Origin of the sequence: Pararobbsia silviterrae, assembly GCF_003628125.1 — a bacterium.
Lineage (GTDB): Bacteria > Pseudomonadota > Gammaproteobacteria > Burkholderiales > Burkholderiaceae > Pararobbsia > Pararobbsia silviterrae.
Window position 1 is genome coordinate 154068 of the sequence record NZ_RBZU01000001.1, and the last position, 24581, is coordinate 178648.

A 24581-nucleotide genomic window follows, 5' to 3' on the forward strand; every position below is an offset into this window, starting at 1 on the left:
CCGGTTACTTCCAGAGCGCGCAACGCGTCTCGGCCTTCGTGCCGAACGCCTGCTCGCCCGGAATCGTCTCGACCACGTTGTAGTAGTCCCACGGCTCCTTCGACTCGCTCGGCTTCTTGACCTGCATCAGGTACATGTTGTGGACCATCACGCCGTCTTCGCGCACATAGCCGCCTTGCGCGTAGAAGTCGTTGATCTTCGTCTTCTTGAGTTCGGCCATGACCTTGTCGGCATCGGTGCTGCCGACCGCCTGGACCGCCTTCAGATACGTCGTGACGGCCGAGTAATCGGCGGCCTGCACGCTCGTCGGCTCCTTGCGCGTCTTGTCGAAGAAACGCGACGAGAACTTGCGTGTCTCGTCGTCCTTGTTCCAGTACCAGCTGTCGGTCACGTACATGCCCTGCGTCGCGTCGAGGCCCAGGCTATGCACGTCCGAGATGAACATGAGCAAGCCCGCGAGCTGCATCGTCTTGTTGACGCCGAACTCCTTCGCGGCCTTGATCGAGTTGACCGTGTCGCCGCCCGCGTTCGCAAGCCCGAGGATCTGGGCCTTCGACGTCTGCGCCTGCAACAGGAACGATGAAAAATCCGATGCGTTGAGCGGATGCAGCACCTGACCGACGACCGTGCCGCCCGACGCCTTGACGACATCGGCCGTGTTCTTCTCGAGCGACTTGCCGAACGCATAGTCGGCCGTCAGGAAGAACCACGATTTCCCGCCGCGCTTGACGACCGCCGACCCCGTGCCGCGCGCGAGCGCCATCGTGTCGTACGCATAGTGGACGGTATAGGGCGTGCATTGCTCGTTGGTCAACGTGTCGGCGCCCGCGCCGATATTGATGTAGACCTTCTTCTTCTCGCCCGCGACGGTGTTCATCGAGAGCCCCGTCGCCGAGTTCGTGCCGCCGACCAGCAGCGTCACGCCGTCGCGATCGAACCATTCGCGCGCTTTCGATGCCGCGATGTCGGCCTTGTTCTGGTGATCGGCCGACACGAATTCGATCGGCTTGCCGAGCACCTTGCCGCCGAAATCGGCGATCGCCATCTTGATGGCTTCGACGCCGCCCTGCCCGTCGATATCGGCATAGAGCCCCGACATATCGGTGATCAAGCCGATCTTGACCGCATCGTCCGCCGCGTGCGCAGGCAGCGCCGCACATGCCGCCATCACGCTTCCCACGGCAACCGCCACTCGCTTGAACTTCGTCATGGTGATGTCTCCCCCGATAAACAGTTGTCCGACGCAGAAATCCCACACGCGCGGCACACGGCCCTCGCGTTCATCCGGCACACGACATGCGCGCCGACACGGCGCGCATCACGACTCACGCACGCGCTAGACGCCCAACAACGCGTTGAGCACCGGCATCTTCGCTTCGAGCTCGCGCGCGGCGAAATGCTCGACGATGCGTCCGTGCTCCATGACATAGAACCGGTCCGCGAGCGGCGCCGCGAAACGGAAATTCTGTTCGACCATCACGATCGTGAAGCCGCGCGCCTTGAGCGCGAGAATCATCCGCGCGAGCGCCTGGACGATCACAGGCGCGAGCCCTTCCGAAATCTCGTCGAGCAGCAGCAGATTCGCGCCCGTACGAAGAATCCGCGCGACCGCGAGCATCTGCTGCTCGCCGCCCGAGAGGCGCGTGCCCTGGCTCGCGCGCCGCTCGCGCAGATTCGGGAACATCGTGTAGATCTCGTCGACCGACATCGCATTGCGCGCCGCGTCGCCCTTGACGCGCACGGGCGGCAGCAGCAGGTTTTCCTCGCAGGACAGGCTCGCGAAGATGCCGCGCTCCTCAGGGCAATATCCGACGCCCAGCGATGCGATCCGATACGTCGGCAAGTCGATCGTTTCGTCGCCCGCGATGCGGATCGATCCCCTGCGACGTCCCGTGAGTCCCATGATCGCGCGCAGTGTCGTCGTGCGTCCCGCGCCGTTGCGGCCGAGCAGCGTGACCACTTCGCCGCGTCCGACGGTCAGATCGACGCCATGAAGAATATGCGACTCGCCATACCAGGCCTCGAGTCCCGCGAGTTCGAGCGCGGGCATCGATTCGAGCGTCAGCGCGGGCAGCGCGCCCTCGGTTTCGGGCTTCACGGGCGCGTTCATGCGTGGGCTCCGCGCAGACCGTCGGCGGCACTGCCCATATAAGCCTCGACAACCTGCGGATTCGCCGAGACTTCGTCGTACGTCCCTTCGGCCAGCACTTCGCCGCGCTGAAGAACCGTGATGCGATCCGAAATGCCGGCGATCACGTTCATGTTGTGCTCGACCATCAAGATCGTACGGCCCGCGGCGACCTTGCGGATCAGCGCGGTCACGCGATCGACGTCTTCATGCCCCATGCCCTGGGTCGGTTCGTCGAGCAGCATGAGTTCGGGATCCATCGCGAGCGTCGTCGCGATTTCGAGCGCACGCTTGCGGCCATACGGCAGTTCAACCGCGCGCCATTGCGCATAGTCGGCAAGACCGACCTCGTCGAGCAGTTCGATTGCGCGCGCATCGAGCGTGTCGAGCGATCGCGCGCTGCGCCAGAAATGAAACGCCGTGCCGACCGCGCGCTGAAGTCCGATGCGCACGTTCTGCAGGACGGTCAAATGCGGAAAGACCGCCGAGATCTGAAACGAACGGATGATCCCGCGACAGGCGATCTGCGAGGGACGCTCGCGCGTGATGTCGACGCCGTTGAATACGATCTGCCCCGAGGTCGGGACCAGAAACTTGGTCAGCAGATTGAAGCAGGTGGTCTTGCCCGCGCCGTTCGGGCCGATCAATGCGTGAATGCTCCCGCGGCGCACGCGCAGGTTCACCTCGTTCACGGCGGTAAATCCACGGAATTCCTTCGTCAGGCCCCGTGTCTCCAGGATCGTGTCGTTGTGCGCCATGTGTCCTGCCGGGTTAGCCAGCCTTCGAGTCCGTCGATTGTCGCGCACGCGCGCAACCCGACTCATCGGGATTTGCACTTACCCGCGCCGGTGGCCGGCTCGCGTCGAACGCCCGCTTGCGCGTCGCGCACGATGTGCGCGACCGCATCAATGTGAAGCGAGCACCTCGGCGAGGGCGTCCGTCTGCGCATCGGACATCGTGGAAATGTGACCGGCCCGGATCAAGATGGCCGCCCGCTCGGCAATCATGACCGTCGGCGAATTCGTGTTGCCCGATGTGATGGTCGGCATGACCGACGCATCGACGACGCGCAACCCCTCGACGCCGATCACGCGAAGATGGCTATCGACCACTGTGTCGGGTTCGTCGGCACGTCCCATCCGACATGTGCCGACCGGATGAAAGATCGTCGTACCGATCGCGCCCGCGGCCTCGACGAGTTCCGCATCGGTCTCGAATACCGAGCCCGGCTTGAATTCGTCGGGCACAAACGGCGCCAGCGCATCGGATGCGACGATACGGCGCGTGAGCCGCAGCGCGTGCATCGCAACGCGCCGGTCGTAGTCGGTGCTCAGATAGTTCGGCGCGATCTCGGGCGGCGTCAACGGATCGGCCGAGACGATATGCACACTGCCGCGCGAAGTCGGCCGCACGTGACAGACCGACGCCGTGAATGCACCAAACGCATGCAGCGGCTCGCCGAAACGATCGAGCGACAAGGGCTGCACATGGTATTCGAGGTCGGGACGGCCCGTCGGGTCCTCACCCGAATGCGCGAATGCGCCGAGCTGCGACGGCGCCATCGACATCGGCCCGGTCCGCGTGAGCGCATAGCGCAAGCCGATTGCAAGTTTGCCCCACCATCGCGCGCTAAGCGTATTCAACGTCGTTACATTGCGGACCTTGAAGCTCATGCGCAATTGCAGGTGGTCCTGCAGATTTTCGCCGACGCCCCGCAAGGGCTGCACGACGGGAATACCCAAGGAGGCGAGCCGCTCGGGCTGCCCGATGCCTGACAATTCGAGCAACTGCGGCGAATTGACGGCACCCGCGGCGAGCAGGACCTCGCGCCGCGCGCGCGCTTCGCGCAACACGCCGCCGCCGAGAAACTCGACACCACGGCAACGCACGGGCGGCCGGTCATGCGCGGCGCCATGCGTCGCGCGGCGAGCGTCTGCTGCCGCGTCGTCGTCGCGCGGCGCGAACAGCAACCTCGTCGTCTGCGCACCCGTCATGATCGTCAGATTCGGGCGCTTCGATGCGGGCCTGAGAAACCCCTTCGCCGCGCTCCAGCGCAAGCCGCCCTTCTGATTGACCTCGAAATACCCGACGCCGAAGTTGTCGCCCCGATTGAAATCAGGCGTCGCGGGAATACCCGCCTGTACGGCCGCCGTCGCAAACGCGTCGAGAATCTTCCAGCGCAACCGTTGGCGGCTCACGCACCATTCGCCGCCCGCCCCATGCCACGCGTTCGCGCCGCCGTGATGGTCTTCGCTGCGCTTGAACAACGGTAAAACCGCGTCCCACGACCATCCCGGATCGCCGGTCGCGCGCGCCCAGCCGTCGTAGTCGCCTTGCTGGCCGCGCATGTAGATCATGCCGTTGATCGACGACGATCCCCCGAGCACCTTGCCGCGCGGATAGCCGAGCGAACGTCCGTGCAGTCCGGGCTCGCCGCGCGTGCGGTAGCGCCAGTCCGTGCGCGGATTGTCGATGCAATAGAGATAGCCGACGGGGATATGGATCCAGTGATAGTCGTCCTTGCCGCCCGCTTCGAGCAAGAGCACGCTGACCGACGGATCCTCGGTCAATCGGTTCGCGAGCACGCATCCGGCCGTGCCCGCCCCCACGATCACATAGTCGAACTCGCCTTCCTGATGCGCCACGGCCGTCTCCTCCGCGCTCGAACCGACTCGCCGCGCCATGACCGCGATCGGTCAACGCATCCGTGAATCGGCTTGTTGTGCGGTCATTCTACGACCGCCGCCGATCGTCATCCGAATCCGTGCGCGATGCGCGTGTCGGCCGACACGCTTTCGCGCTCGCGATACCGCTCGCGCAGCGTCACGAGCGATGCGCACGCAAACGGGCCTCTGAGCATCGAATCGACCCAACGACCCCGGTCGTGCGCTGTCCACGGCACCGCGCACGCGTCGGTCCGCGCGGCATTGAAAAAGACATGGAGCGACGTCCCTCTCCACGGCAACAATGCACGATCGAGCGCTCGACCGCGCCAATACGAACCCTTGCTCATGCATTCGGCGGAAGTCGGAAGCAGGCCGTGAAAATCGAGCGCGCGCAAGAGTGCCGTGTTCTGAACGCGTCCGAGCGCGATCGCCGAATAGAAATTTTGCGTCGCGCGCGACCCATACCCCTTCTCCACGAGCAACTCGCCGCGTCTGCGTGCGCGTTCTTCGACTTCGGAAACACGCCAGCGCCCCTCTCGCAACGCGGCGTCGGCAGCGCTCGCGAACTCGAACGCAAGATGTCGCGGACATTCGGCCATCGTTTCGAGATGTCGCGCAAACGACGGCACCTCATAAACCGTATACACGTTTTCGAGCGCAAATCCGTTACGGCCGAACAGCAGATTGAGCACCGAGCCCGGTTCGACGCAACGCACCAGACAGGCCGCGCGCAGCACGTGCAGATATGCGGTATTGAGATTGAGCGCGAAAACCCGATCGCACGCCCGCGCGCAACGCATGACGAGCATCACGGCCTGCATCAGATATGGCGATCGGAGCAGACGCTCAAGCGTTGCGGTGGCGCGTAGGTCGGACGGCGGCCTCAGAATCGTCATGCAGGCCGCGATGCAGGCCGCGACATTCGGAACGAGCGAATCGCCGACCAGCCAGCGGTTCGAGAGGGGGTCGGCAAACACATCGCCCCAGAAGTCCAGGGCCGTGATCAGAGACGGTTGCGGCAGCACGCTCAATGCACGTCGCGGCATCGATACGCACCGCGGGCGCGACACCGCGGTATCGCGTTCGGGTAGGCTGACTATCGACGGCGTGACGGCGACACTGACGCGCAACACGGTGTCTGCGCCGCGCGCCGAGCGTCGCGGCACGTGCGCGCCAGGCGAACGCGGACTCGACGCGGCGGCTTTCGATACGGAAGACGGACCAGGCATGAGATTCTCCGGAGACTGTCGATCACGGCCTCGACTGTCCGCCCGCGCGCTTCTCATGACTTGCCGGAGTTGTTCAGCGCGCGTCGGCTGAAACACGCCCCATGTTTCGTGTAACGTGACGTGCACCACCGTTCCGTCACAATCATGTCGGTACACTCTTTGTTCGACGACTGGAGAACTTCATGGCCCGTAATATCGAGATCAAGGCACACGCCCGTGACTACGACGGTTTGCGCGAACGCGCGGCCGCCCTCGCCGACCAGGCGCCGATGCATTACCGCCAGGAAGACACGTTTTTTGAAATCCGTTCGGGACGCCTGAAGCTGCGCCGCTTCGACGACGGTCAGCGCGCGGAACTGATCTTCTATCAACGCGACGACCGCGACGGCCCGAAGGTGTCGTATTACCAGAAGAGCCCGGTCAGCGACGCTGACGCAATGCTCGCGCTGCTCGCGGCGGCCCTCAAGGTTCGCACGATCGTCCAGAAGGAACGGACGGTCTATCTGGTCGGCCGCACGCGTATTCATCTCGACAATGTCGACAACCTCGGCGCGTTCCTCGAACTCGAGGTCGTGCTCAAGCAGGACGAGGATGAAGAGGCGGGCTATCGCGAAGCGCGCGAGATGTTCGAAAAGCTCGGCGTGTCCGAGCGCGATCTGGTTCCGATGTCGTATGCCGACCTGCTCGATCCGCACTACGCGCCAAGCCCGAGCGAAAACGGCGCCGCCGAAGCGATCGAAGCCGCCTGGCCGCCCGCGCGTTGAACGCGCGAACCGTTCGGAAGTCTTGATCCGGTCTTGCCGGCCGAATCAGGACTTCGGCAAGGCCAGGCGATTGCCATCGGAAAGGTGCCCGAGCGGCAGCGGTCCCGAGCGCTTGAACGTCGTCAGCACGATGTTCGAGCGCACGCTGTCGACGCCCGGTACGCGCATCAGCTTTTTCATGACGAAGGCCGACAGCGCATTGAGATCCGGCGCGACGATGCGCAGCAGATAATCGGCATCCCCGACCACCGCATGACATTCGAGCACCTCGGGCAGCAGTTCGATCTGTTCCTGGAACTGGTCGATGATCGAATCGCCATGATGCTTGAGTCGCAGACTCGTGAAGGCCGTCACGCTGAGTCCAAGCATTTCGGGGCGTAACACGACGCGATAGCCGTCGATGACGCCGATCGATTCGAGGCGCTGCAAACGACGGCCGATCTGGGAAGCCGAAAGCGGGACTTGTTCGCCGAGCTGCTGATGCGTCGCACGTCCGAAACGCTGGAGGACGTCGAGCAACGCCAGATCGAAATGATCGAGTTCAACCATGATTGCGCTCCGCATCGTTCGCCGGTTTGATGCGGCAGTATCGCATAGCCGGTATCGGCATCCATGTGGACGCGCCATGGCAGATCGATTTCGTGCGATTCGGCGAATACACTTTGCATAGCGAACCGATCGGCGCCGCTCCGCTTAAATCGAGTCGATATCGTACGGTTCGTTTGCGTTGCAGTGCATCAATTCCGTCCGGACGGTATCGATGCGGGAACGGTCCGTGCGCACCCAGTTACAGGAGGACATCGAGATGATCACGAAGCTCACGGCGGAAGAGCGCAAATCAAAGCTGTCCGCGTTGCCGGGATGGGAACCCGCGGTCGGTCGCGACGCATTGCAAAAATCCTTTCGATTCGAGGATTTCAACGCGGCGTTCGGATTCATGACGCGTATCGCCATCAAAGCCCAGGAAATGAATCACCACCCGGAATGGTTCAACGTCTATAACCGCGTCGAAATCACCTTGTCGACGCATGAAGCCGAGGGGATCACGCAACGTGATATCGACCTTGCGGCATTCATTAACGGCATCGCGCCTGCGGGTTAACCGGGTGGCGTCCGATGCGGGAATCAGCTTGCATTGCCCGCCTCGGGAGACGACGATACGGCGATGAACACCTGCCAGGCATCGAGTGCCTGCTTGTCAAGCTCCGTAAGGTCAATGAAGTTTCGGCGCTGTACAATCATTTGCGCATAAGGTTTGCTTAGCGCGCTGGCTTCCGCACCGAGCGTCATTTCATCGCCATGCGACGGTGAGCGGTTCCGCCAGAAATTGATTGCGGCTTCGAGTTCGGTGATGGAGATGTCGGGCATGCGAGTCCGATGTCGAGAACGCTGCCTTTGGCCGGCAAGCGCGAAATGAATGCCGCGCAGACGCTGTCCGGCAGATACCCTGAATGTGCCGTTCGCGATGTCGTCGCGGTCGCCATCGGGAGACTGCGGGCCCCCGGATGATTCCGGAAATTGTACTTGAGTGAAAGACATGCGACTCCTGCTGATTGAAGACGACCGCCCGATCGCACGCGGCATCCAGAGCAGCCTCGAACAGGCTGGATTCACCGTCGACATGGTTCACGACGGTATTTTTGCCGAGCAGGCACTCACGCAGAACCGGCATGAACTCGTGATTCTCGATCTCGGCTTGCCCGGCATCGACGGCATGACCTTGCTCACGCGTTTCCGTCAGGGCAACCGCCATACGCCCGTCATCGTGCTGACCGCGCGCGACGAGCTTCACGATCGCGTCCAAGGTCTCAACGTCGGCGCGGACGACTACATGATCAAGCCGTTCGAACCCGCCGAACTCGAAGCGCGGATCCGTGCGGTCATGCGCCGCAGCGGTCCGCACAACGATGTGCCGCGCCCCGAAGTCACGCTCGGCGGCCTGCGTCTGTCGGGCGTCGATCGCCGGATCTTCAATGGCGAAAAGGCACTCGAACTCTCGCCGCGCGAATTCGCCGTGCTCGAACTGCTGCTGTTGCGTCATGGCCGCGTCGTCAGCAAGGCACAGCTCCAGGATCACCTCACGCACTTCGGCGGCGATCTCGGCGACACGGCGATCGAAGTCTATGTTCACCGCGTGCGCCGCAAGCTCGAGAACTGCCGCGTCGAAATCGTCACGGTGCGCGGCTTCGGGTATCTGCTCCAGGAAATCCGTCCCGCTTCGTAAGTCAGGATCCGCATGCCGTTGCGCACGGGAGCGGCACCGAGCCTGCGCCGGTCGCTGTTGCGCCGGCTCGCGGCACCGTTTTCGCTGCTCGCGATCGCGAGCGGCTTGATCGCGTTCGGACTCGCCCTTCAATACACCGAACGCGTCGTCGACCGTTCGCTGTCCGATCTCGCGACTGCCATTGCACAAGAAGTCCACGTGTCGGGCGACCGTGCCGACGAAACGGTACCGTCGCTCGCCGAGGCGATGTTCTCGGATCCCGTCGAACAACTCGTCTATCGCGTGACCGACGGTCAGATCGAACTCGCCGGCGATCCCGATCTTCCGCTCGAAGGCATCGACGTACGCCGCATGGATCGCGCGACCTTGTTCGACGCCACGTTCGAAGGCAATAGCGTACGCGTCGCCCAGGTGCTCGCGCCGCGCGTCAACGGCCGTCCGCTCGTCATCGAAGTCGGCCAGCGGTTCGGACGCCGTTATCGGCTCGCCGCCGAATTCCTCTCGGCGATCATGCTGCCGCTGGTCATCCTGCTGCTCGTCGGATCGATCATCGTCTGGCGCGTCGTGAATCAGCAGTTGGGGCCGCTCGGCGCGCTCGCGGACTCGTTGAACAAGCAAACGCACACGTCGCTCGAACAAGTCGACGAAACCTTCGTGCCGGTCGAAATCCGACCGCTGACGAGCGCGGTCAACGGCCTGCTCGAACGGCTGAAGCTCGCGCTCGACGCGCAGCGTAAATTCATCGCCGACGCGGCCCATCAACTCCGCACGCCGATGACGGCAATCAAGCTTCACGCCGAACAGGCGGTCCATGCCCGCGACGAGATCGCACAACGCGCGGCGGTCAACGAGCTGCGCGCATCGGCCGATCGCGCCGTGCGTCTGTCGAATCAGTTGTTATCGCTCGCGCGCGCGGAACCCGGCGAGCAGACCAAACGTTTCGTGCGCGTCGATCTCGCCGCGCTTGCCTTCGAAACCGGCGCGGAATGGGTGCCGCGCGCGATCGCACGGCATGTCGACCTCGGGTTCTCGGACAATGGCGATCCGATCGAGCGCAACCATGGCGAGCCGCTGATCGTCAGCGGCAATCCGGTCCTGCTCAGCGAAATGATCGCGAACCTCATCGACAACGCGATCAAATACGTGCCGCCTCATCGTTACAACGACGGACGCATCACGATCTCGGTCTCGCGGTTCGGCACGGCCGTCGATGCGCCGCTTGCCGAACTCGTCGTCGAAGACAACGGGCCGGGCGTGCCGGCGCCCCTGCGCGTGGATTTGTTCAAACGGTTTTTCCGCGGCGACGGCCACGGTGAACTCGAAGGCGGCGCGGGTCTTGGGCTCGCGATCGTCCGGGATATCGTCGTGCTGCACGGCGGGACGATTCACTACGAGAACTCGGCCGGCGGCGGCTCGCGCTTCGTGGTCCGGCTCCCGCTCGCCGCAGCGCCCGCCGCCTGAGCGCAAGCCTGCGCGCTCAGGCTCAGCCCTTGGGCGCGAGCATCGTGTGACGACAATCGGGCGCGCCGCACCGGCATTCGTATTCGCGCAGCAGCTTCTTCGTATATCGCGCATTGACGACGAGGCCGTAGTCATAGAAGAGTTCTTCACCCTTCTTGATCGGACGTAGCGCGTGAATGAACACGTGTCCGTCGACCTCCTCGGCCTCGCAATTCGGCGCGCACGAGTGATTGATCCAGCGCGCGCTGTTGCCGCCGAATTTCCCGTCGATCACGTCGCCGCTGTCGAGCGCGAAATAGAACGTGTGATGCGGATCATCGGGATCGTGCGGATGGCGGCGCAATGCCTCCTTCCACGAAATCCGCTCGCCCTTGTATTCGAGTAATTGCTCTCCAGCGGCGATGCGCGAAGCGGCAAACACGCCTTTGCCATGCACACCTGAGCGACGCACGACAACTCTGCGTGAACTCATCGACGGATCCTTACGAAACAGCGCGTTAATGGGGAATGGGTGTGCCGAGCAAGAACACACGCAGCGGCATCGTACCGTCGTGGCCTCGCCGTTTCAATCGGCTTGGAAATCGACAACCGTCGAAATCGTCATGCGCATGCGCACGCACCGATGCATGGAGAGCAATCAGGCAACAGCTGCAGAAGCGGCAACCGGTTCACGAGCCGGCCGAGAATAGCACGCCAGATTCGTGAATGCCGATGGAGGACCGCTTCGACATGCCGCGCGTTTCGCGACGTTCTGAACGCGATCGCGCATGAGCTCAAGCGCAATACTCGGGCCGAGTGCTCAAGCCGAATACTCGGCCCGGAGAGTCAAGCCTGATGCTCAGGCCTGCTTGAGGATCTTCCAATGACGCGCCTGCGTGGCGACATCGGCCGCCTCGTAGGCGAGGCAATCGAGACGCAACGAGCTGCGATCGAGCGGTTGCGACAGCGTCGTGCATCGGAACGCGGGGCTCGCGGCCGTCGCCTTCGTGGCCTTGGTCGCGGCACGCGCGCCGCGGCGGGCCGTGCCCGCTTCGGCCGTGGCGCCCGTTTCGAACCAGCGGCACGTCCCGCACATCCGGTGCGCCGGCATCGTGCCCTGGATCTCGAGTTCGCGAATCAGCTTGAACAACCCGCTATAAAGCGCCGTTTGTTCCTCGTCACGCAGCGAACCGAGCGCGCCCGACACAAAACCCGGCCATTGCGCGGCGCGCTTGGCGGCCGTACGGCCGCGCGCCGTGAGCTTGACGGCCAGCGCGCGCCGGTCGTCGGTGGCCCGCCGCTTTTCGACAAGCCCTTTTTCCTCGAGCGTGCTGACCGCATCGCTCGTCGTCGCCGCGGTCAATGCCGTTTCCCGTGCGATGTCGTTCAGACGCAGCGCGGTCCGGCGCTGCATCAGCAATACCAGAATCTCGCCCTGCGTCGGCGTCAGCCCAGCGCCTTCGGCCCAGTTCCAGGCCCGGTTACGCATCGCCGTATTGAGGCGCAACAACCCCTGCGTAATCCGGTCCGCCGGCCGATCCCCGTTTACCGCCTCTTCACTCGTCTGCGCAGCTTTGGTCATTTTCGCGTCGAACTCGCTTCTGATTTTTTCGACATTCTAAGCGAGACTAAAAAACATTTCAGTGACTTTATCCACCGATGCTTGTGTATAAGTCCGGGATAAGTAGCGGTAAACCATGTGTACCGATTCTGCATAAATGACAGCAGTGTCCGCTTCATGAAAATTTCTCCACGGCTACACACGCTGATCCGCGTCGTTATCCCTAAGGTTCTCCATTACACAACGCATTGATTTCAATGAGCAAACCGGTGTTGCTCACAGCTTCGTCCGATGCTTGTTAACTACTACCACGTATACATACGTAAACATCTAAACCAACAAACAGATCGACCGTTGAAAAGAAATTTTTCTTAATCAGAACGGGTTGCCGATCTGCCTCACTTACGCACGGCGCATGAGTTCGCATGCGATTGAAATCCACTGACACAAAAAATCAAGGTCACCGGTCGACGATCGGATTCGTCCTCACGCGCGCCACTGGAGGCATTGCTGACGCACGACTTCGGGAAGCGACTCGCCGTGCAGATAGGTCTCGCGCAACCACGTCGCGTCGTTGATCTGACTACGCGCGATCGACGCGATCTCCTCGAGCGCCTCGGTCGAACCCAAGGCCTCCGCATGCGGACCCAGTCGTTCGAGCGTCGCGAGCACGTCGTCGGCGATCATCCGGCGTTCGCCGGTACCGGGTGCGACAAGCGTGCCGCCGAGTCCGAAACGGCAGGCTTCGAAGCGATTGAACGTGTAGACGAGATAATCGTCCTCATTGAGCGTCAGCGGACGTTCAAGCAACAGGTACCGCGCGAGCGTTTGAATGTAGGCGGCCAGCGCAGCCGCGCGATCGACCGACAGCGGCGTATCGAGCACGCGAACCTCGATCGTGCCGAATTCGGGCTTGGGCCGGATATCCCAGTAAAAGTCCTTCATGCTGCCGATCACGCCGGTGTGGATCATCTTCGAGAAATACGCTTCGAAGCCTTCCCAGGTCAGCACGTAGGGCGCGCGGCCGGACATCGGAAACGCAAAAACCGAATTCAGACGTGCCGAATGAAATCCCGTGTCGACACCCTGCACGTACGGCGACGACGCCGACAACGCAATGAAATGCGGGATATAGCGCGACAGCGAATGAAGCAGAAACAACGCACTGTCCGCTTCGGGACACCCGATGTGCACATGCTGGCCGAATACCGTGAATTGCTTCGCGAGATAGCCGTAGAGTTCGGACAGGTATTGAAAGCGCGGCGCGTCGAAAATCTGCCGTTCGTTCCATTGCTGGAACGTGTGCGTTCCGCCGCCGCACAGTCCGACATTGAGTTTGTCGGCCGCTGAAACCAGCGCATCGCGCAGCGTCCGCAATTCATCGCGCGCCTGCGAAAACGTCGTGCAAATGCCGGTCGCGATCTCGATCATGCTTTCCGTGATCTCGGGTTTGATATCGCCGGCGACCTTGCGCTCGCGAATCAATCTCATGAGATCGGACGACGCGTTCGTCAGATCATAATCGTGCAGATTGACGATCTGAAGTTCGAGCTCGACGCCGAACGTAAACGCTTCGGATCGGTTGAATGCTTCAAGTGCCATACGAGCGAGTCCTGTGTTTTCGTCGGTCATCGACCGACCGCGATGCATGAGGCCTTATTGGCCGCGTTCGTTCACCGCGGCAAGCGCGCGATAGATGAGCAACGGTGCGACCAGCTGAAGCAGCGCGATCGAGCACATGATGATCGCGCGAAGTGCGGGATCGAAATTCGGATAGAGCGTGTACGTGTCCGAGACGAGCAAGAACGCGAGCGCCGACATCGGCGACAGCGCAACGCCGAGCGCGCCGCCCTGCTTCCAGCCCAGTCCGCTGGATCGCGCGAACAGCAGTACGCCCGCGAGTTTCGCGACGAAGCGCGCCCCGACCAGCGCGAGTGCGGCGATACCGCCGAGCGCGATATATTTCCATTCGAACGAGACGAGCGTCACGCCGAACAGCACGACGGTCAGCAGCCAGCCGGCCGTGCCGAAATGGGTCGGCCAGAGCTGCGGCCGGGGATCGAGATTCTTGAAGATGATGCCCGCCGCCAGCAAGGCCATGATCGTCGACAGCTTGAGCGTATGCGCAATCGCGATCGCGAGCAGAATCAGGCCAAACAGCACGACAAACGAATGTTCGTCGGCGCTGCTGATCCGGCGAAACAGAAAATTGCAGCTGATCGCGAGCCCATAAGCGAGCAGCAATGAACCCACGATAAAAAACGGCGGTTGAATCAGCGTCGCCCAGACGTTGCCGTAAAACTCCTGATGAATCCATCCGGAAAGCAGCTTGAGCACCACGACCGCGTACATGCTGTTCAACGCGCTCAATGTCATGAGGCGTTCGGTGACCTGACCTTCGCTTTTGAGCTCGGATCGCAGTTGAATGATCATCGCGGGCGACGTCGCCATCGCAATCGTCGCGGCGACGGCGGCCGTCATCGGCTGCACGTGCAGCACATGCAGAACGAACCAGACGGCGATAAACGTCAACGCGGCTTCGCCGACGCTCATTGCGACGAGCCATGGATTCAGACGAATCCATCGCAGACTCACACGGCTGCCGAGTTCGAACAGCAGCAGTCCGATCGCGATATCCATGAGCCAGCGCGCATCGTCGGCGAGCACGGTATCGATGACGCCGAGTCCGGCGGGTCCGGCCACGAGACCGATAACGCCATAACCGATGAGTCTCGGTACGCGCCAAGCGCGCCAGCACAACTCGCCACAAATGCCCGCTGCGAAAAGCGTCAATCCGACCCAGAACGCAAGATCCAGGGTCAATGGCCAGCCAGGTAAAAAGGCGAACGCGGACTTCATCGGCAGTCATTCCTCCTATCGGGTAACGGACCGGCATGAATCTGCGCGATGCGCACCACTCGCATCCCGCATGCCTGGTCGTTCGATGCATCACTGACTGACGTCAGTTTCGATCATGGGCTGCGTATCGCGGTATCCGCCGGACACCGAGATCGCAAAACTGAATGCCGGATACGCGAGCAATCTAGCGCGCATGCCGACCATTGGACGAACGTCGGAGCGGGACGTTCGGGTATTGCCCCCGGCGTTTCATGAGGGTGTGCTCGGGCATTGTGCCATAGCTCGCCGTTCGGATTTCGGATCGGGCAGAGCCCGAATCCGCCGTCGCGCCGCCTCGATTGAGGTCCGACGACAGGGTCTTTAGTTCTGTTAACGCCTTTGTGTGTATACACATAGTAGAAGTTAACAAAGGGCCGTCCGATCTGTGGATAACCGATCTTTTCTTTTTCTTATCAGCGATTTGAAGAACGAATAACCGCGTGTGCGAATCGTGGAGTTCGACGGCGAACCCGGGAGAACCTTGCCGACGATTTTCGGTGTGTCCGGCTTATACCCAATCGATCCACATGCAATCCGACCGGGATATCCCCCGTTTATAAACAGCTTCGTGTGGATAAGCGCCCAAAGCGCCGTCGGGCGGGCATCGGGCGATTCCGGACGCCGTCAGCGAACTTCGTGCTGGCGCAATGCGCGCATGAGAAACCGCGCGGGGTCGAATGCATCGGCGAGGCTACGCGGCACGGGCAAGGGTTCGCCAGCGATCTGCGAAGCGACGATTTCAGCGCCGAGCGCAGCCCACACGAGTCCGCGCGAGCCGTATCCGTATGCGCCGTACAGGCCTTGCTCGCGCGGCAGATCGAGGGGCCATGCGCCGGCGAGCCGCGCGGCATCGCGTCGCGCGGCGTCCTCGTCGGCGAGCTGGCCGATCATGGGCATGCGGTCGCTCGTCGCGCATCGGATCGCGGCACGTCCCGTGAGGTGCGTGGCTTGCGCGTATTCGTCGAGCGTCCGTGCACTCGATGGGACGAGTCTGGAAAGACGATCGATGTTTTCGCGCTGGCTCGATAACCGAAGCGCGGTATCGAATGTATCGAGTTCGTACGATGCACCCGTGAGTTGGTGTGTCGCGTCAGTCCGACGCGGTAACAGGTAGCCGTCGCCGATCAACGGACGGCGAAGCGTCGCGAGGCCCGCATCGTCGATCCACGACAATTGCCCGCGAATCGGTCGTGTCGGCGCGTAGTCGAGCGATGCGAGGCGTGTGGCGTCATTCGCGTTCGCGACGATCGCGATCGCGGCCTCGGCAATACAGCGCCCCGCGCCATCGAGTACGCGCCATCCCATGGCATGACGTTCGAGCGCATGCGCTTCGCGGCCGAAACATTGCGTCAGCGACGTTCGCGCATGCGCGGCTCGCAATTGCGCGCGACAGAGCGACATTGGATCGACGATGCCGCCATGCGGGAAATACAAACCGCCATAAGCCGGTTCGACATCCAGTATCGAATATGCATCATCAACAGATACATATCGAACGAGATCGTCTGGGAGATCCTGCATCGAGACGGCGTGCTTGAGCGAAGTCTCTTCTTCGGGCGATGTCGCGATCTGCACGAGTCCGTCGGCGCGCCAGTCGAACGTGAATCCCTGTTGTTCGAGCGCGCGCCAATATGCGAGCGCGTAGAGAAATCCGGCACGTGTCGCGCGCGACGCGAGACTGTCGTCACTTGCGACGATCGGGTGAAAAACGCCGGCCGGATTGCCCGATGCACCGGTCGCGGGACCCTCGCCCGCGTCGATGATCGCGAGACGATAACCGCGCGCGGCGAGACGTTCCGCGACCGCGCACCCCGCAAGACCCGCGCCGACGATCAACACATCGTGCATCGTGGGGTCTCGATGCTTTGTCGCGTGTCGGGGCGGCGAGTCCAATGACGAATAAGTTACCGTGTCAGTTTCATATGAAGTCGACGCGATCGGTCGAATTGCTTCGGCCGATTCAAGGACGTGTTCACGAAAAAGCTCGATCGCCGGCGATGGAGGTTCATGCCGGCGAACGCGCCATTTCGGCGCGAATGCAAATCGTCGGCATGCGGGTTGGGCTTCGGATGTATCGGCGAGCTCGAAACCCGAATGACGCAGCGCTTTCTCAAATGCCGCGTGCGACGCTTCGACGTGAAGCACGGCGCCATGCGCGGCGAGTCTTGCGATGCCCTTTGCGAGTCCCACGGCATCGATGGCGTCGTCCCGATGCGCGGGCGATGTCGCCACTGTCGCGATCCGTTCAAGATCGACGCCAATCCAGTCCGCGCACATCCAGAGATTCGACAACGCGCCGGCAATCGATTCGCGTACGAGCGTGAGCGTCAATTGACCGCGCTCGAATTCGATCCGATGCAGACCGCTTACGCGAGCGGGCCATGCGGCGTCGAGTGCGCGTGCGCGTCGATCTGTATCCGACAGTGTTGCGTTTGGATCGGATGGCGCGATGCCGTCGAATATTGCGTGCGCATCGTCGATGCTGCGTTCGAGCAGGCGTGAAACGCCCCGATCGGCGCGGAGGTCTGCATCCTCGCCGATGACGGCGACGACTTGGAGTTTCGCGCAGCGCTTATCGGGCGCATCGGCAAGCCAGGCGTTCCAGAGACGCAGCACGTGCTCGCGTATCGAACTTCGCAGGTCGAGCACGGTGTAGACGCCTCGTGATCGCCAGTATTTGGACCAGCGCTCGATTGCCATTGGATCGTGTGTCATGTCAATCCGCGTTTTTACGCCTCAACGAATCGGTTGATGCGCCGAAAAGCCTTAGTAGGTAAGGCTTGCAGCGCATTGTGTCGAACTGTTCCTCGGTTGGACGCGTATGCCTGTATTTTGTAAAAATCCCGCGAACGCCCGTGTTTACTGGCTTTGCGTTGGGTTATCATGGCCGCGCGACGAGTGCTCGCGTGGTTTTGCAAGTCGGGTTGGTACCCGCAAAGCCTTGTCTGGCGGGGCTGATCGGTCGACGGCACAATCGGCGCATCTATCATCGGCGTGTTTGTGCCGTTCGTTTAAACCTAACTCAGAAAGGACTTCCATGAATAAACAGGAACTGATCGACTCGGTCGCCGGACAGACGGGCGCAAGCAAGGCGCAAACCGGCGAGACGCTCGATACGCTGCTCGACGTGATCAAGAAGGCCGTTTCGAAGGGTGACGCAGTGCAGCTGATCGGCTTCGGCAGCTTCGGTTCGGGCAAGCGCGCAGCGCGCACCGGCCGTAACCCGAAGACCGGTGAAACGATCAAGATTCCGGCCGCCAAGACTGTCAAGTTTACCGCCGGCAAAGCATTCAAGGACGCCGTCAACAAGAAGTAAGGCGTTCGCGCATTCGAGCCGGGTGCCCATCGGTCTCGTGCGGATGCACGAGGCGATCGGAAAAAACGAACGGCCGAATACTGAAAACCCGCCAAAAAGGCGGGTTTTTTTTCGTCTGGCAGCCGCGTGTCGGCGGGGAGCGGCTGAAGCGATTCGATCGATGGATGGCGATCGACGGCGACGTGCCGTCATCGCACAGACCGGACGACGGCCGCGTCACATTCCGCGGCTCGGCATGCGGTGTTCAGTGTCGATGTCCCGATGCGTCATCGTCGTGATCGTGCGCGTGACGATGATCATGGCCGCTGCCGGAATTGTCCTGCGTGCGAGTGCTTCGATCGTCAGCTTGCGCGTGATCGTGCGAGCGAGCATGCGCATGTCGCGAGTCATGGTCGTCATGATCATGACGCTCGTACCCGTCGTCATGGTCATGTTCGTGATCGTGATCTTCGTCCCACTGCGGAAACGGATCGTCGAATGCGGCCCAGGCGTCGGACCCGGCATACAACTCGGCGTCGTCGAGCAGGCAGGCGTCGAATGCGCGCTGCCACGCCTCGCGATCGAGATCGATACCGATCATCACGAGTTCCTGACGTCGGTCGCCAATCGTTTCGACGCCATCGGCATCCGGCAGCGAAAACCAGTCGGCCTCGATTTCGGCCTTGAACGCCGCGTCATCGGGCCATTCGCTCGGCGGCTGCGCGGCCCACCAATACCCGGCCGGGCCGTGACGGCACGTACCGCCGACTTGCGACAGCGTGCCGGCCATATCGTGACGCGATGCGAGCCAGAAATAGCCCTTGCTGCGCAACACGCCCTGCCATTCCTGATGAAGCAACGCAAAAAGGCGCGCGGGATGAAACGGGCGGCGGGCGCGATAGACAAACATGCCGACGCCGAATGCATCGTCGTCGACAAGCGATCCGGCATCGTGTTCAAGCGCCATGAGCCATCCGGGCGCCGAAGCGGCGGCTTCGAAATCGAAGCGCCGGGCGTCGACGACCGCGTCGATCTCGACATCGCCGAACTGCGTGACGATCTGCGCGGCGCGCGGATTGATTTTCGCGAGCACGTGGCGCAGCCGCTCGAGGGCGGTTTCGTCGGCGCGATCGGCATGATTGATCACGATGACGTCGCAGAACTCGACCTGTTCTATGACGACTTCGCCGACGGTTCGATCGTCATGATCGGGGGCTGCGATACCGCGTTCGGCAAGGGTTTCCGATGATGCAAGGTCTGTAAGGAAGTGCACGGCATCGACGACGGTCACGATCGTGTCGATCTGCGCGTGGACCGGCGGCTCATCGGACACCGAAGCGGGCTCCAGTCCGGATTCCACATCGTCTTCGTTCGCGTCGTCGGCATAGGCACCCGCCGATACGCATGCTTCGGCGAAGACCATCGGTTCCGCCCAGGCCGGAAGTTCGACGATGACCGCGTCGGCATCGCGATGCGCGGCGATCTGCGGCATCGCGTCGAACGGGTCGCCGATCGCGAGTTGCACAACACGGCGCCCGGCGGCTTGTGCCGCAAGCGCGGCGCACAGGGTCGATTTACCGGCGCCGGCAAAGCCGCACAGCGCCGTGACACGCAAAGACGAATCAGTCATCGAAAGGCGGGATCAGATCGGAAAACGGCGCGCGGCGTCGCGGGCCTCGATACACAGTCAGTATGGTACGCGTCGCGGAATCGGATGGATTCGGACGATCTCAATGCTCGACCGTCACGATATGCCACTTTTCGAGGATCGCGATGATCTCTCGCGCATAGGCATCGCGCAGCGCCGGCGTCGCCGAATGATAAGCACCGACTGCCTGCCAGGTATTGCCGTACTTATTCATCTGGTGGCGCAGATGCCACGCGGCGATATAGACGTTCTTGCACGGCTCCATGAGCGTTTCGGACGAAATGCCGTACTGAGACAAGGTCGGCAAATGTATCGAATTGATCTGCATGAGACCGTAGTCGGTCGATCCGTTGTCGTTCTTATGGACCGCGTCGCCGCGGTTATGCGACTCGCGCCATGCAATGGCGCGTAACACGAACGGATTCACATGCTGATACGCGGCGGCCTCGTCAAAGCAATCCGCGTGCGCATTTTGCGCAAGCGAAACACTCAGTAAGGCAATGACGGCGATCAGGGTTTTCATGAGGTCGGCAACGTGCTGGAGATCCGAGCCGACGCCATCATACCCGCTCGTCAAATCGCGTTACAGCACGGTAGCCCACATAAACTGATGTTTTTTCTTGTGTCTGTCATTGAGCAGTCGCATCATTTCGCTCCGCCCGAGCATGCCGGCTGCCGAACGCATTGTGTAAACCGCTCACGCGATGTTAGAAGTCAGTAAGCAAAGTGTCGGGGCTGGAAAAGCTGTTAATGTTCGAAATTACGCGAAAGACTGCACAAGAGACACGGCTGGCGGGGTGTTCGACGGTTGCCAGCATGCGCGCTATTCCCACGGATCCATGACTAGAAAACTGTTTGCCGCGAAACGCATCGTTCGAGCACTGGCGCTGGCGGGCCTTATGAGCGCAGCGGCGGCGCACGCTCAGGTGACGCTCAACTTCGTCAATGCCGATATCGATCAAGTCGCAAAGGCAATCGGCGCGGCGACGAATCAGACGATCATCGTCGATCCGCGCGTCAAAGGTCAGATCAACCTCGTGTCCGAGCAACCGGTGCCCGAGGATCAAGCCATCAAGATTTTGACGGCCGCGTTGCGCATGCAGGGTTTCGCGATGGTCACCGACCACGGCGTACTCAAGGTCGTACCCGAGGCCGATGCGAAACTGCAAGGCGTACCGACTTATGTCGGCAATGCGCCCGTCGCGCGCGGCGACTCGGTCGTGACGCAGGTTTTCCAGCTTCATAGCGAATCGGCGAACAACCTGCTGCCCGTATTGCGTCCGCTGATTACGCCGAACAACACGATCGCGGCGTATCCGGCGAACAATTCGATCGTCGTGACCGACTACGCCGATAACGTGCGGCGCATCGCATCGATCATTCAAGGTATCGACGGTGGCGCCGGTCAGGCCGACCTCGCCGTGGTGCCGCTCAAGAACGCGAATGCGATCGATCTTGCAGCCGAGCTCGTCAAGCTGCTCGATCCGGGCGCGGTCGGCAATACCGACGCGACGCTCAAGGTCGCCGTGCTCGCCGATGCGCGGACCAATTCGCTGATGCTGCGCACGTCGAACGCCGCGCGCATGGAAATGGCCAAGCGCCTCGTGGCCCAGCTCGATGCGTCGACGCGCGAACCCGGCAATATGCACGTCGTTCAATTGCGCAACGCCGATGCGGTGACGCTCGCGAAGACGTTGCACGGCATGCTCGGCGAATCGAGCGGTTCGAGTTCCTCGTCGAGTTCGAACAGCAAGGACTCGTTCAACCAGAACAACGGCGGGATGTCGAGCGGCGTCGGTTCGTCGTCGAGTTCGAGTTCGTCGTCGTCGAGCACGACGCCGCTGCCGACCGGCATGGGGACGTCGTCGGGTTCGGGCAGTTCGGGCGGGCAAGGCGGCTTGCTCGGCGGCAGCAGCAAGGACAACTCCGACGACAACCAGGCCGGCGGCATGATCCAGGCCGACGCCGCGACGAATTCGCTGATCATCACGGCGCCGGACCCCGTCTACCGGAACCTGCGCAATGTGATCGATCAACTCGATCAGCGTCGCGCGCAGGTTTATATCGAGTCGCTGATCGTCGAAATGGCGAACTCGGACAGCTCGGCGCTCGGCATTCAGTGGCAGGGCATCGTCGGCGGCGGCAACACGCGGCTGTTCGGCGGCACGAACTACGGGACGTCGGGCAACAACATCATCGATCTGACCGCGGCCGGCTACTCGGTGGCGGGCGGCAGCACGACGGCGCTCTCCACGGCGGTGTCGTCGATCCAGCAAGGTCTCAACGTCGGTCTCCTGCATAACTTCGGCGGCAATCTCGCGCTCGGCGCGCTGCTGCAGGCACTCGGCACGATCGGCAACGTCAACGTGCTGTCGACGCCGAACATGATCACGCTCGACAACGAAGAAGCGCGGATCGTCGTCGGCCAGAACATTCCGATTCTGACGGGCTCGTATGCGCAGACCGGCACGACGTCGACCGTCTCGCCGTTCCAGACCTACGATCGCCAGGACGTCGGCATCACGCTGCACGTGAAGCCGCAGATCACCGAAGGCGGCGTGATCAAGCTGCAGATCTATGAAGAAAGTTCGAGCGTCGCGGCGACGACCTCGCTGACGGCGACGCAAGGCGCGACGATCAACAAACGCTCGATCCAATCGACGGTCATGTCCGACGACGGGCGCATCATCGTGCTCGGCGGTTTGATCCAGGATCAGTACAGCGACAGCGCGAACAAGGTGCCGTTGCTCGGCGATTTGCCGTGGATCGGCGGCCTGTTCCGCTCCGAGAGCAAGTCGCGCACGAAGACGAATCTCATGGTGTTCCTGCGTCCGGTCATCATGCGCGACGCCGCGCAGAGCGACTCGGTCTCGCTCGACCGGTACGACTACATCCGCGCGGTCACGGCGGACTTCAAGTCCGACAATCACCTCGTGCCGAACACGGAAATCCCGCTGCCGCCGCCGCGTTCGGGCAGCGCGCCGGCCACGGGCAATCTCGGCGTGATCTACGTCGATCCGAAGACACAGCAGCCGCTGCCGCAACCGCAACAGATTCCGCCGGGCGCGATGTCGCCCTCGCTGCCGAACGGCATTTCGGTCCAGCCGGCACCCGCGCAGCCCGCCGTCTCGACGCCGGTGCCGAACGTCGCGCCGCAGGCGGCGCCGGTTTCGCCCGCCCCGTCGTCGGGACAGTAACCGCACCGGAGCTTGCGCATGACATCCGCTGCGTCACACCCCTCGAATTCGGCCCCGGCCCCCGCAGGCGGCGGGGCGTCGTCGTCTGCGAACCCGCCGCCCTCGCCGCTTGCCGCGCGGACGCTGCCTTACGGTTTTTCGCGCAATAACCAGATCCTCGTCGCGCATCAGCATTCGGACGGCCTCGAAGTCTGGATCAGCGAGCGCACGCCGGCGGCCGCGACCGCGGAAGTCGCGCGCAATTTCGGCGCGCTGCGCCTGGTGACCGTCGACGCCGCCGAACTCGCGCTCGCGATCAGCAGCGCCTATGCGCGCCAGGAAGGCAGCGCCGCGCAAGTCGTCGGCGAGGTCGAAGGCGAAGTCGATCTGTCGCTGCTCATGCAGGACATTCCCGAGATCGAGGATCTGCTTGAATCGGAAGACGACGCGCCGATCATCCGCATGATCAACGCGTTGCTCACGCAGGCCGCGCGCGAAGGCGCGTCCGATATCCATATCGAACCGTTCGAAAACGCGTCGGTCGTGCGCTTTCGCGTCGACGGTACGCTGCGCGACGTCGTGCGCCCGAAAAAGGCGCTGCACGGCGCGCTGATTTCGCGGATCAAGATCATGGCGCAGCTCGATATCGCCGAGAAGCGCCTGCCGCAGGACGGCCGCATCACGCTGCGCGTCGGCGGACGGCCCGTCGATGTCCGCGTGTCGACGCTGCCGACCGGGCACGGCGAACGCGCCGTGCTCCGGATGCTCGAAAAAGACTCGCAGCGGCTCAATCTCGAGGCGCTCGGCATGTCGCGCGACACGCAGGCGCAGTTCGACAAGCTCATTTCGAAGCCGCACGGCATCGTGCTCGTGACCGGCCCGACGGGCTCGGGCAAGACGACGACGCTTTATGCGGCGCTGTCGCGGCTCGAGACCGAGACGAGCAACATCATGACGGTCGAGGATCCGATCGAGTACGACCTCTCGGGCATCGGCCAGACCCAGGTCAACGACCGGATCGGGATGACGTTCGCGCGCGCGTTGCGCTCGATTCTGCGGCAGGACCCCGACATCATCATGATCGGCGAAATCCGCGATCTGGAAACCGCGCAGATCGCCGTGCAGGCGTCGCTGACGGGTCACCTCGTGCTCGCGACGCTGCATACGAACGACGCGGCATCGGCCGTCACGCGTCTGACCGACATGGGCGTCGAGCCCTATCTGCTCGCGTCGAGCCTGCTCGGCGTGCTTGCCCAGCGGCTGGTGCGGCGTTTGTGTCCTGCCTGCAAGGTCGAACGCGACGGCACCTGGCATCCGGTCGGATGCGAAGCTTGCGGGCGCTCGGGCTATGCGGGCCGGCGCGGCGTCTATGAACTGCTCACGATCGACGATGCGATCCGCACGCTGATCCACGAGCAAAAGTCGGACGCCGAAGTCCTCGCTGCCGGCCGCGAAGGCGGCATGCATACGTTGCGTGAGGATGCCGACCGATGGATCGCCCAAGGCTATACGTCGCTCGAGGAAGTCATCCGCGTGACCGGCGGCGACTGAT

The 24581-nt window shown here is 62.5% G+C and carries 22 protein-coding genes; 8 read left to right on the forward strand and 14 right to left on the reverse strand.

Features of this window, described 5'->3' with window-relative positions; all coding sequences use genetic code 11:
* Nucleotides 1-4 precede the first annotated feature (4 nt).
* From D7S86_RS00615 to D7S86_RS00635, 5 genes are all read right to left on the reverse strand, one after another.
* The gene (locus D7S86_RS00615) at nucleotides 5-1210 is read right to left on the reverse strand and encodes an ABC transporter substrate-binding protein (RefSeq protein WP_121082118.1); all 1206 of its coding nucleotides are present in this window, start codon (nucleotides 1208-1210) and stop codon (nucleotides 5-7) included.
* 126 nt (nucleotides 1211-1336) lie between these two features.
* Nucleotides 1337-2050 carry an ABC transporter ATP-binding protein gene (locus D7S86_RS00620; protein ID WP_240647988.1) on the reverse strand — a complete coding sequence of 238 codons (714 nt, stop codon included), beginning with the start codon at nucleotides 2048-2050 and terminating at the stop codon, nucleotides 1337-1339.
* Between the two features lie 56 nt (nucleotides 2051-2106).
* On the reverse strand, nucleotides 2107-2886 hold the full coding sequence (locus D7S86_RS00625; RefSeq protein ID WP_121082121.1) for an ABC transporter ATP-binding protein: 780 nt from the start codon (nucleotides 2884-2886) through the stop codon (nucleotides 2107-2109).
* Between the two features lie 147 nt (nucleotides 2887-3033).
* Entirely contained in the window at nucleotides 3034-4812 is a 1779-nt protein-coding gene (locus tag D7S86_RS00630) for a GMC family oxidoreductase (RefSeq protein WP_121082123.1), read from the reverse strand.
* A gap of 68 nt (nucleotides 4813-4880) precedes the next feature.
* Complete coding sequence (locus D7S86_RS00635; protein WP_121082125.1) at nucleotides 4881-6023, reverse strand: hypothetical protein; 1143 nt, start codon at nucleotides 6021-6023, stop codon at nucleotides 4881-4883.
* 182 nt (nucleotides 6024-6205) lie between these two features.
* Between D7S86_RS00635 and D7S86_RS00640 the strand changes: the two genes are divergently transcribed.
* Nucleotides 6206-6787 carry a class IV adenylate cyclase gene (locus D7S86_RS00640; RefSeq protein ID WP_121082127.1) on the forward strand — a complete coding sequence of 194 codons (582 nt, stop codon included), beginning with the start codon at nucleotides 6206-6208 and terminating at the stop codon, nucleotides 6785-6787.
* A gap of 45 nt (nucleotides 6788-6832) precedes the next feature.
* On the opposite strand, the gene D7S86_RS00645 is transcribed toward D7S86_RS00640, so the two are convergent.
* A complete protein-coding gene (locus D7S86_RS00645; RefSeq protein WP_166444081.1) occupies nucleotides 6833-7336 on the reverse strand; it encodes an Lrp/AsnC family transcriptional regulator in 504 nt (167 codons plus the stop codon).
* A 226-nt stretch (nucleotides 7337-7562) separates the two neighbouring features.
* On the opposite strand from D7S86_RS00645, the gene D7S86_RS00650 reads away from it, so the two are divergent.
* Nucleotides 7563-7889 carry a 4a-hydroxytetrahydrobiopterin dehydratase gene (locus D7S86_RS00650; RefSeq protein WP_276313244.1) on the forward strand — a complete coding sequence of 109 codons (327 nt, stop codon included), beginning with the start codon at nucleotides 7563-7565 and terminating at the stop codon, nucleotides 7887-7889.
* Between the two features lie 23 nt (nucleotides 7890-7912).
* Here the strand turns inward: D7S86_RS00650 and D7S86_RS00655 are convergent, their stop codons facing one another.
* Complete coding sequence (locus tag D7S86_RS00655) at nucleotides 7913-8155, reverse strand: DUF3717 domain-containing protein (protein WP_121082131.1); 243 nt, start codon at nucleotides 8153-8155, stop codon at nucleotides 7913-7915.
* 169 nt (nucleotides 8156-8324) lie between these two features.
* Between D7S86_RS00655 and D7S86_RS00660 the strand changes: the two genes are divergently transcribed.
* Entirely contained in the window at nucleotides 8325-9011 is a 687-nt protein-coding gene (locus tag D7S86_RS00660; RefSeq protein ID WP_121082134.1) for a response regulator, read from the forward strand.
* A 12-nt stretch (nucleotides 9012-9023) separates the two neighbouring features.
* Nucleotides 9024-10472 (forward strand): sensor histidine kinase, encoded by a 1449-nt coding sequence (locus tag D7S86_RS00665; RefSeq protein WP_121082137.1) that lies wholly within the window; start codon nucleotides 9024-9026, stop codon nucleotides 10470-10472.
* Between the two features lie 22 nt (nucleotides 10473-10494).
* Here the strand turns inward: D7S86_RS00665 and D7S86_RS00670 are convergent, their stop codons facing one another.
* The 5 genes from D7S86_RS00670 to mnmC1 form a co-directional block, all read right to left on the reverse strand.
* On the reverse strand, nucleotides 10495-10944 hold the full coding sequence (locus D7S86_RS00670; protein ID WP_121082140.1) for an SET domain-containing protein: 450 nt from the start codon (nucleotides 10942-10944) through the stop codon (nucleotides 10495-10497).
* Between the two features lie 366 nt (nucleotides 10945-11310).
* Nucleotides 11311-12033 carry a MarR family winged helix-turn-helix transcriptional regulator gene (locus D7S86_RS00675; protein ID WP_121082141.1) on the reverse strand — a complete coding sequence of 241 codons (723 nt, stop codon included), beginning with the start codon at nucleotides 12031-12033 and terminating at the stop codon, nucleotides 11311-11313.
* Between the two features lie 465 nt (nucleotides 12034-12498).
* The gene (locus D7S86_RS00680; RefSeq protein WP_121082145.1) at nucleotides 12499-13614 is read right to left on the reverse strand and encodes a YbdK family carboxylate-amine ligase; all 1116 of its coding nucleotides are present in this window, start codon (nucleotides 13612-13614) and stop codon (nucleotides 12499-12501) included.
* Between the two features lie 54 nt (nucleotides 13615-13668).
* A complete protein-coding gene (locus D7S86_RS00685; RefSeq protein ID WP_121082148.1) occupies nucleotides 13669-14871 on the reverse strand; it encodes a cation:proton antiporter in 1203 nt (400 codons plus the stop codon).
* 663 nt (nucleotides 14872-15534) lie between these two features.
* A complete protein-coding gene (gene mnmC1 / locus D7S86_RS00690) occupies nucleotides 15535-17625 on the reverse strand; it encodes an FAD-dependent 5-carboxymethylaminomethyl-2-thiouridine(34) oxidoreductase MnmC1 (RefSeq protein WP_121082151.1) in 2091 nt (696 codons plus the stop codon).
* 322 nt (nucleotides 17626-17947) lie between these two features.
* Here mnmC1 and D7S86_RS00695 point away from each other — a divergent pair, with 322 nt between their 5' ends.
* Nucleotides 17948-18226 (forward strand): HU family DNA-binding protein, encoded by a 279-nt coding sequence (locus D7S86_RS00695; protein WP_121082154.1) that lies wholly within the window; start codon nucleotides 17948-17950, stop codon nucleotides 18224-18226.
* 244 nt (nucleotides 18227-18470) lie between these two features.
* Here the strand turns inward: D7S86_RS00695 and D7S86_RS00700 are convergent, their stop codons facing one another.
* A complete protein-coding gene (locus D7S86_RS00700; protein WP_420813196.1) occupies nucleotides 18471-19565 on the reverse strand; it encodes a GTP-binding protein in 1095 nt (364 codons plus the stop codon).
* On the opposite strand from D7S86_RS00700, the gene D7S86_RS30580 reads away from it, so the two are divergent.
* Nucleotides 19473-19982 carry a hypothetical protein gene (locus D7S86_RS30580; RefSeq protein ID WP_420813205.1) on the forward strand — a complete coding sequence of 170 codons (510 nt, stop codon included), beginning with the start codon at nucleotides 19473-19475 and terminating at the stop codon, nucleotides 19980-19982. The two genes, D7S86_RS00700 and D7S86_RS30580, sit on opposite strands and share 93 nt — an antisense overlap.
* On the opposite strand, the gene D7S86_RS00705 is transcribed toward D7S86_RS30580, so the two are convergent.
* The gene (locus D7S86_RS00705; protein WP_121084135.1) at nucleotides 19936-20376 is read right to left on the reverse strand and encodes a lytic transglycosylase domain-containing protein; all 441 of its coding nucleotides are present in this window, start codon (nucleotides 20374-20376) and stop codon (nucleotides 19936-19938) included. The two genes, D7S86_RS30580 and D7S86_RS00705, sit on opposite strands and share 47 nt — an antisense overlap.
* A 316-nt stretch (nucleotides 20377-20692) precedes the next feature.
* On the opposite strand from D7S86_RS00705, the gene gspD reads away from it, so the two are divergent.
* Nucleotides 20693-23050: a type II secretion system secretin GspD gene (gene gspD, locus D7S86_RS00710; protein ID WP_121082160.1), complete on the forward strand. Its 2358-nt coding sequence runs from the start codon at nucleotides 20693-20695 to the stop codon at nucleotides 23048-23050.
* A gap of 18 nt (nucleotides 23051-23068) precedes the next feature.
* The gene (gene gspE / locus D7S86_RS00715) at nucleotides 23069-24580 is read left to right on the forward strand and encodes a type II secretion system ATPase GspE (protein ID WP_121084137.1); all 1512 of its coding nucleotides are present in this window, start codon (nucleotides 23069-23071) and stop codon (nucleotides 24578-24580) included.
* Nucleotide 24581: the final 1 nt, after the last annotated feature.

What these genes read in the sequence shown, in the direction of transcription:
- D7S86_RS00615 (WP_121082118.1), bottom strand. Translation starts at nt 1,210, where the DNA reads ATGACGAAGTTCAAGCGAGTGGCGGTTGCCGTGGGAAGCGTGATGGCG.
- D7S86_RS00620 (WP_240647988.1), bottom strand. Translation starts at nt 2,050, where the DNA reads ATGCCCGCGCTCGAACTCGCGGGACTCGAGGCCTGGTATGGCGAGTCG.
- D7S86_RS00625 (WP_121082121.1), bottom strand. Translation starts at nt 2,886, where the DNA reads ATGGCGCACAACGACACGATCCTGGAGACACGGGGCCTGACGAAGGAA.
- D7S86_RS00630 (WP_121082123.1), bottom strand. Translation starts at nt 4,812, where the DNA reads ATGGCGCGGCGAGTCGGTTCGAGCGCGGAGGAGACGGCCGTGGCGCAT.
- D7S86_RS00635 (WP_121082125.1), bottom strand. Translation starts at nt 6,023, where the DNA reads ATGCCTGGTCCGTCTTCCGTATCGAAAGCCGCCGCGTCGAGTCCGCGT.
- D7S86_RS00640 (WP_121082127.1), top strand. Translation starts at nt 6,206, where the DNA reads ATGGCCCGTAATATCGAGATCAAGGCACACGCCCGTGACTACGACGGT.
- D7S86_RS00645 (WP_166444081.1), bottom strand. Translation starts at nt 7,336, where the DNA reads ATGGTTGAACTCGATCATTTCGATCTGGCGTTGCTCGACGTCCTCCAG.
- D7S86_RS00655 (WP_121082131.1), bottom strand. Translation starts at nt 8,155, where the DNA reads ATGCCCGACATCTCCATCACCGAACTCGAAGCCGCAATCAATTTCTGG.
- D7S86_RS00660 (WP_121082134.1), top strand. Translation starts at nt 8,325, where the DNA reads ATGCGACTCCTGCTGATTGAAGACGACCGCCCGATCGCACGCGGCATC.
- D7S86_RS00665 (WP_121082137.1), top strand. Translation starts at nt 9,024, where the DNA reads ATGCCGTTGCGCACGGGAGCGGCACCGAGCCTGCGCCGGTCGCTGTTG.
- D7S86_RS00670 (WP_121082140.1), bottom strand. Translation starts at nt 10,944, where the DNA reads ATGAGTTCACGCAGAGTTGTCGTGCGTCGCTCAGGTGTGCATGGCAAA.
- D7S86_RS00675 (WP_121082141.1), bottom strand. Translation starts at nt 12,033, where the DNA reads ATGACCAAAGCTGCGCAGACGAGTGAAGAGGCGGTAAACGGGGATCGG.
- D7S86_RS00680 (WP_121082145.1), bottom strand. Translation starts at nt 13,614, where the DNA reads ATGGCACTTGAAGCATTCAACCGATCCGAAGCGTTTACGTTCGGCGTC.
- D7S86_RS00685 (WP_121082148.1), bottom strand. Translation starts at nt 14,871, where the DNA reads ATGAAGTCCGCGTTCGCCTTTTTACCTGGCTGGCCATTGACCCTGGAT.
- mnmC1 (WP_121082151.1), bottom strand. Translation starts at nt 17,625, where the DNA reads ATGACACACGATCCAATGGCAATCGAGCGCTGGTCCAAATACTGGCGA.
- D7S86_RS00695 (WP_121082154.1), top strand. Translation starts at nt 17,948, where the DNA reads ATGAATAAACAGGAACTGATCGACTCGGTCGCCGGACAGACGGGCGCA.
- D7S86_RS00705 (WP_121084135.1), bottom strand. Translation starts at nt 20,376, where the DNA reads ATGAAAACCCTGATCGCCGTCATTGCCTTACTGAGTGTTTCGCTTGCG.
- gspD (WP_121082160.1), top strand. Translation starts at nt 20,693, where the DNA reads ATGACTAGAAAACTGTTTGCCGCGAAACGCATCGTTCGAGCACTGGCG.
- gspE (WP_121084137.1), top strand. Translation starts at nt 23,069, where the DNA reads ATGACATCCGCTGCGTCACACCCCTCGAATTCGGCCCCGGCCCCCGCA.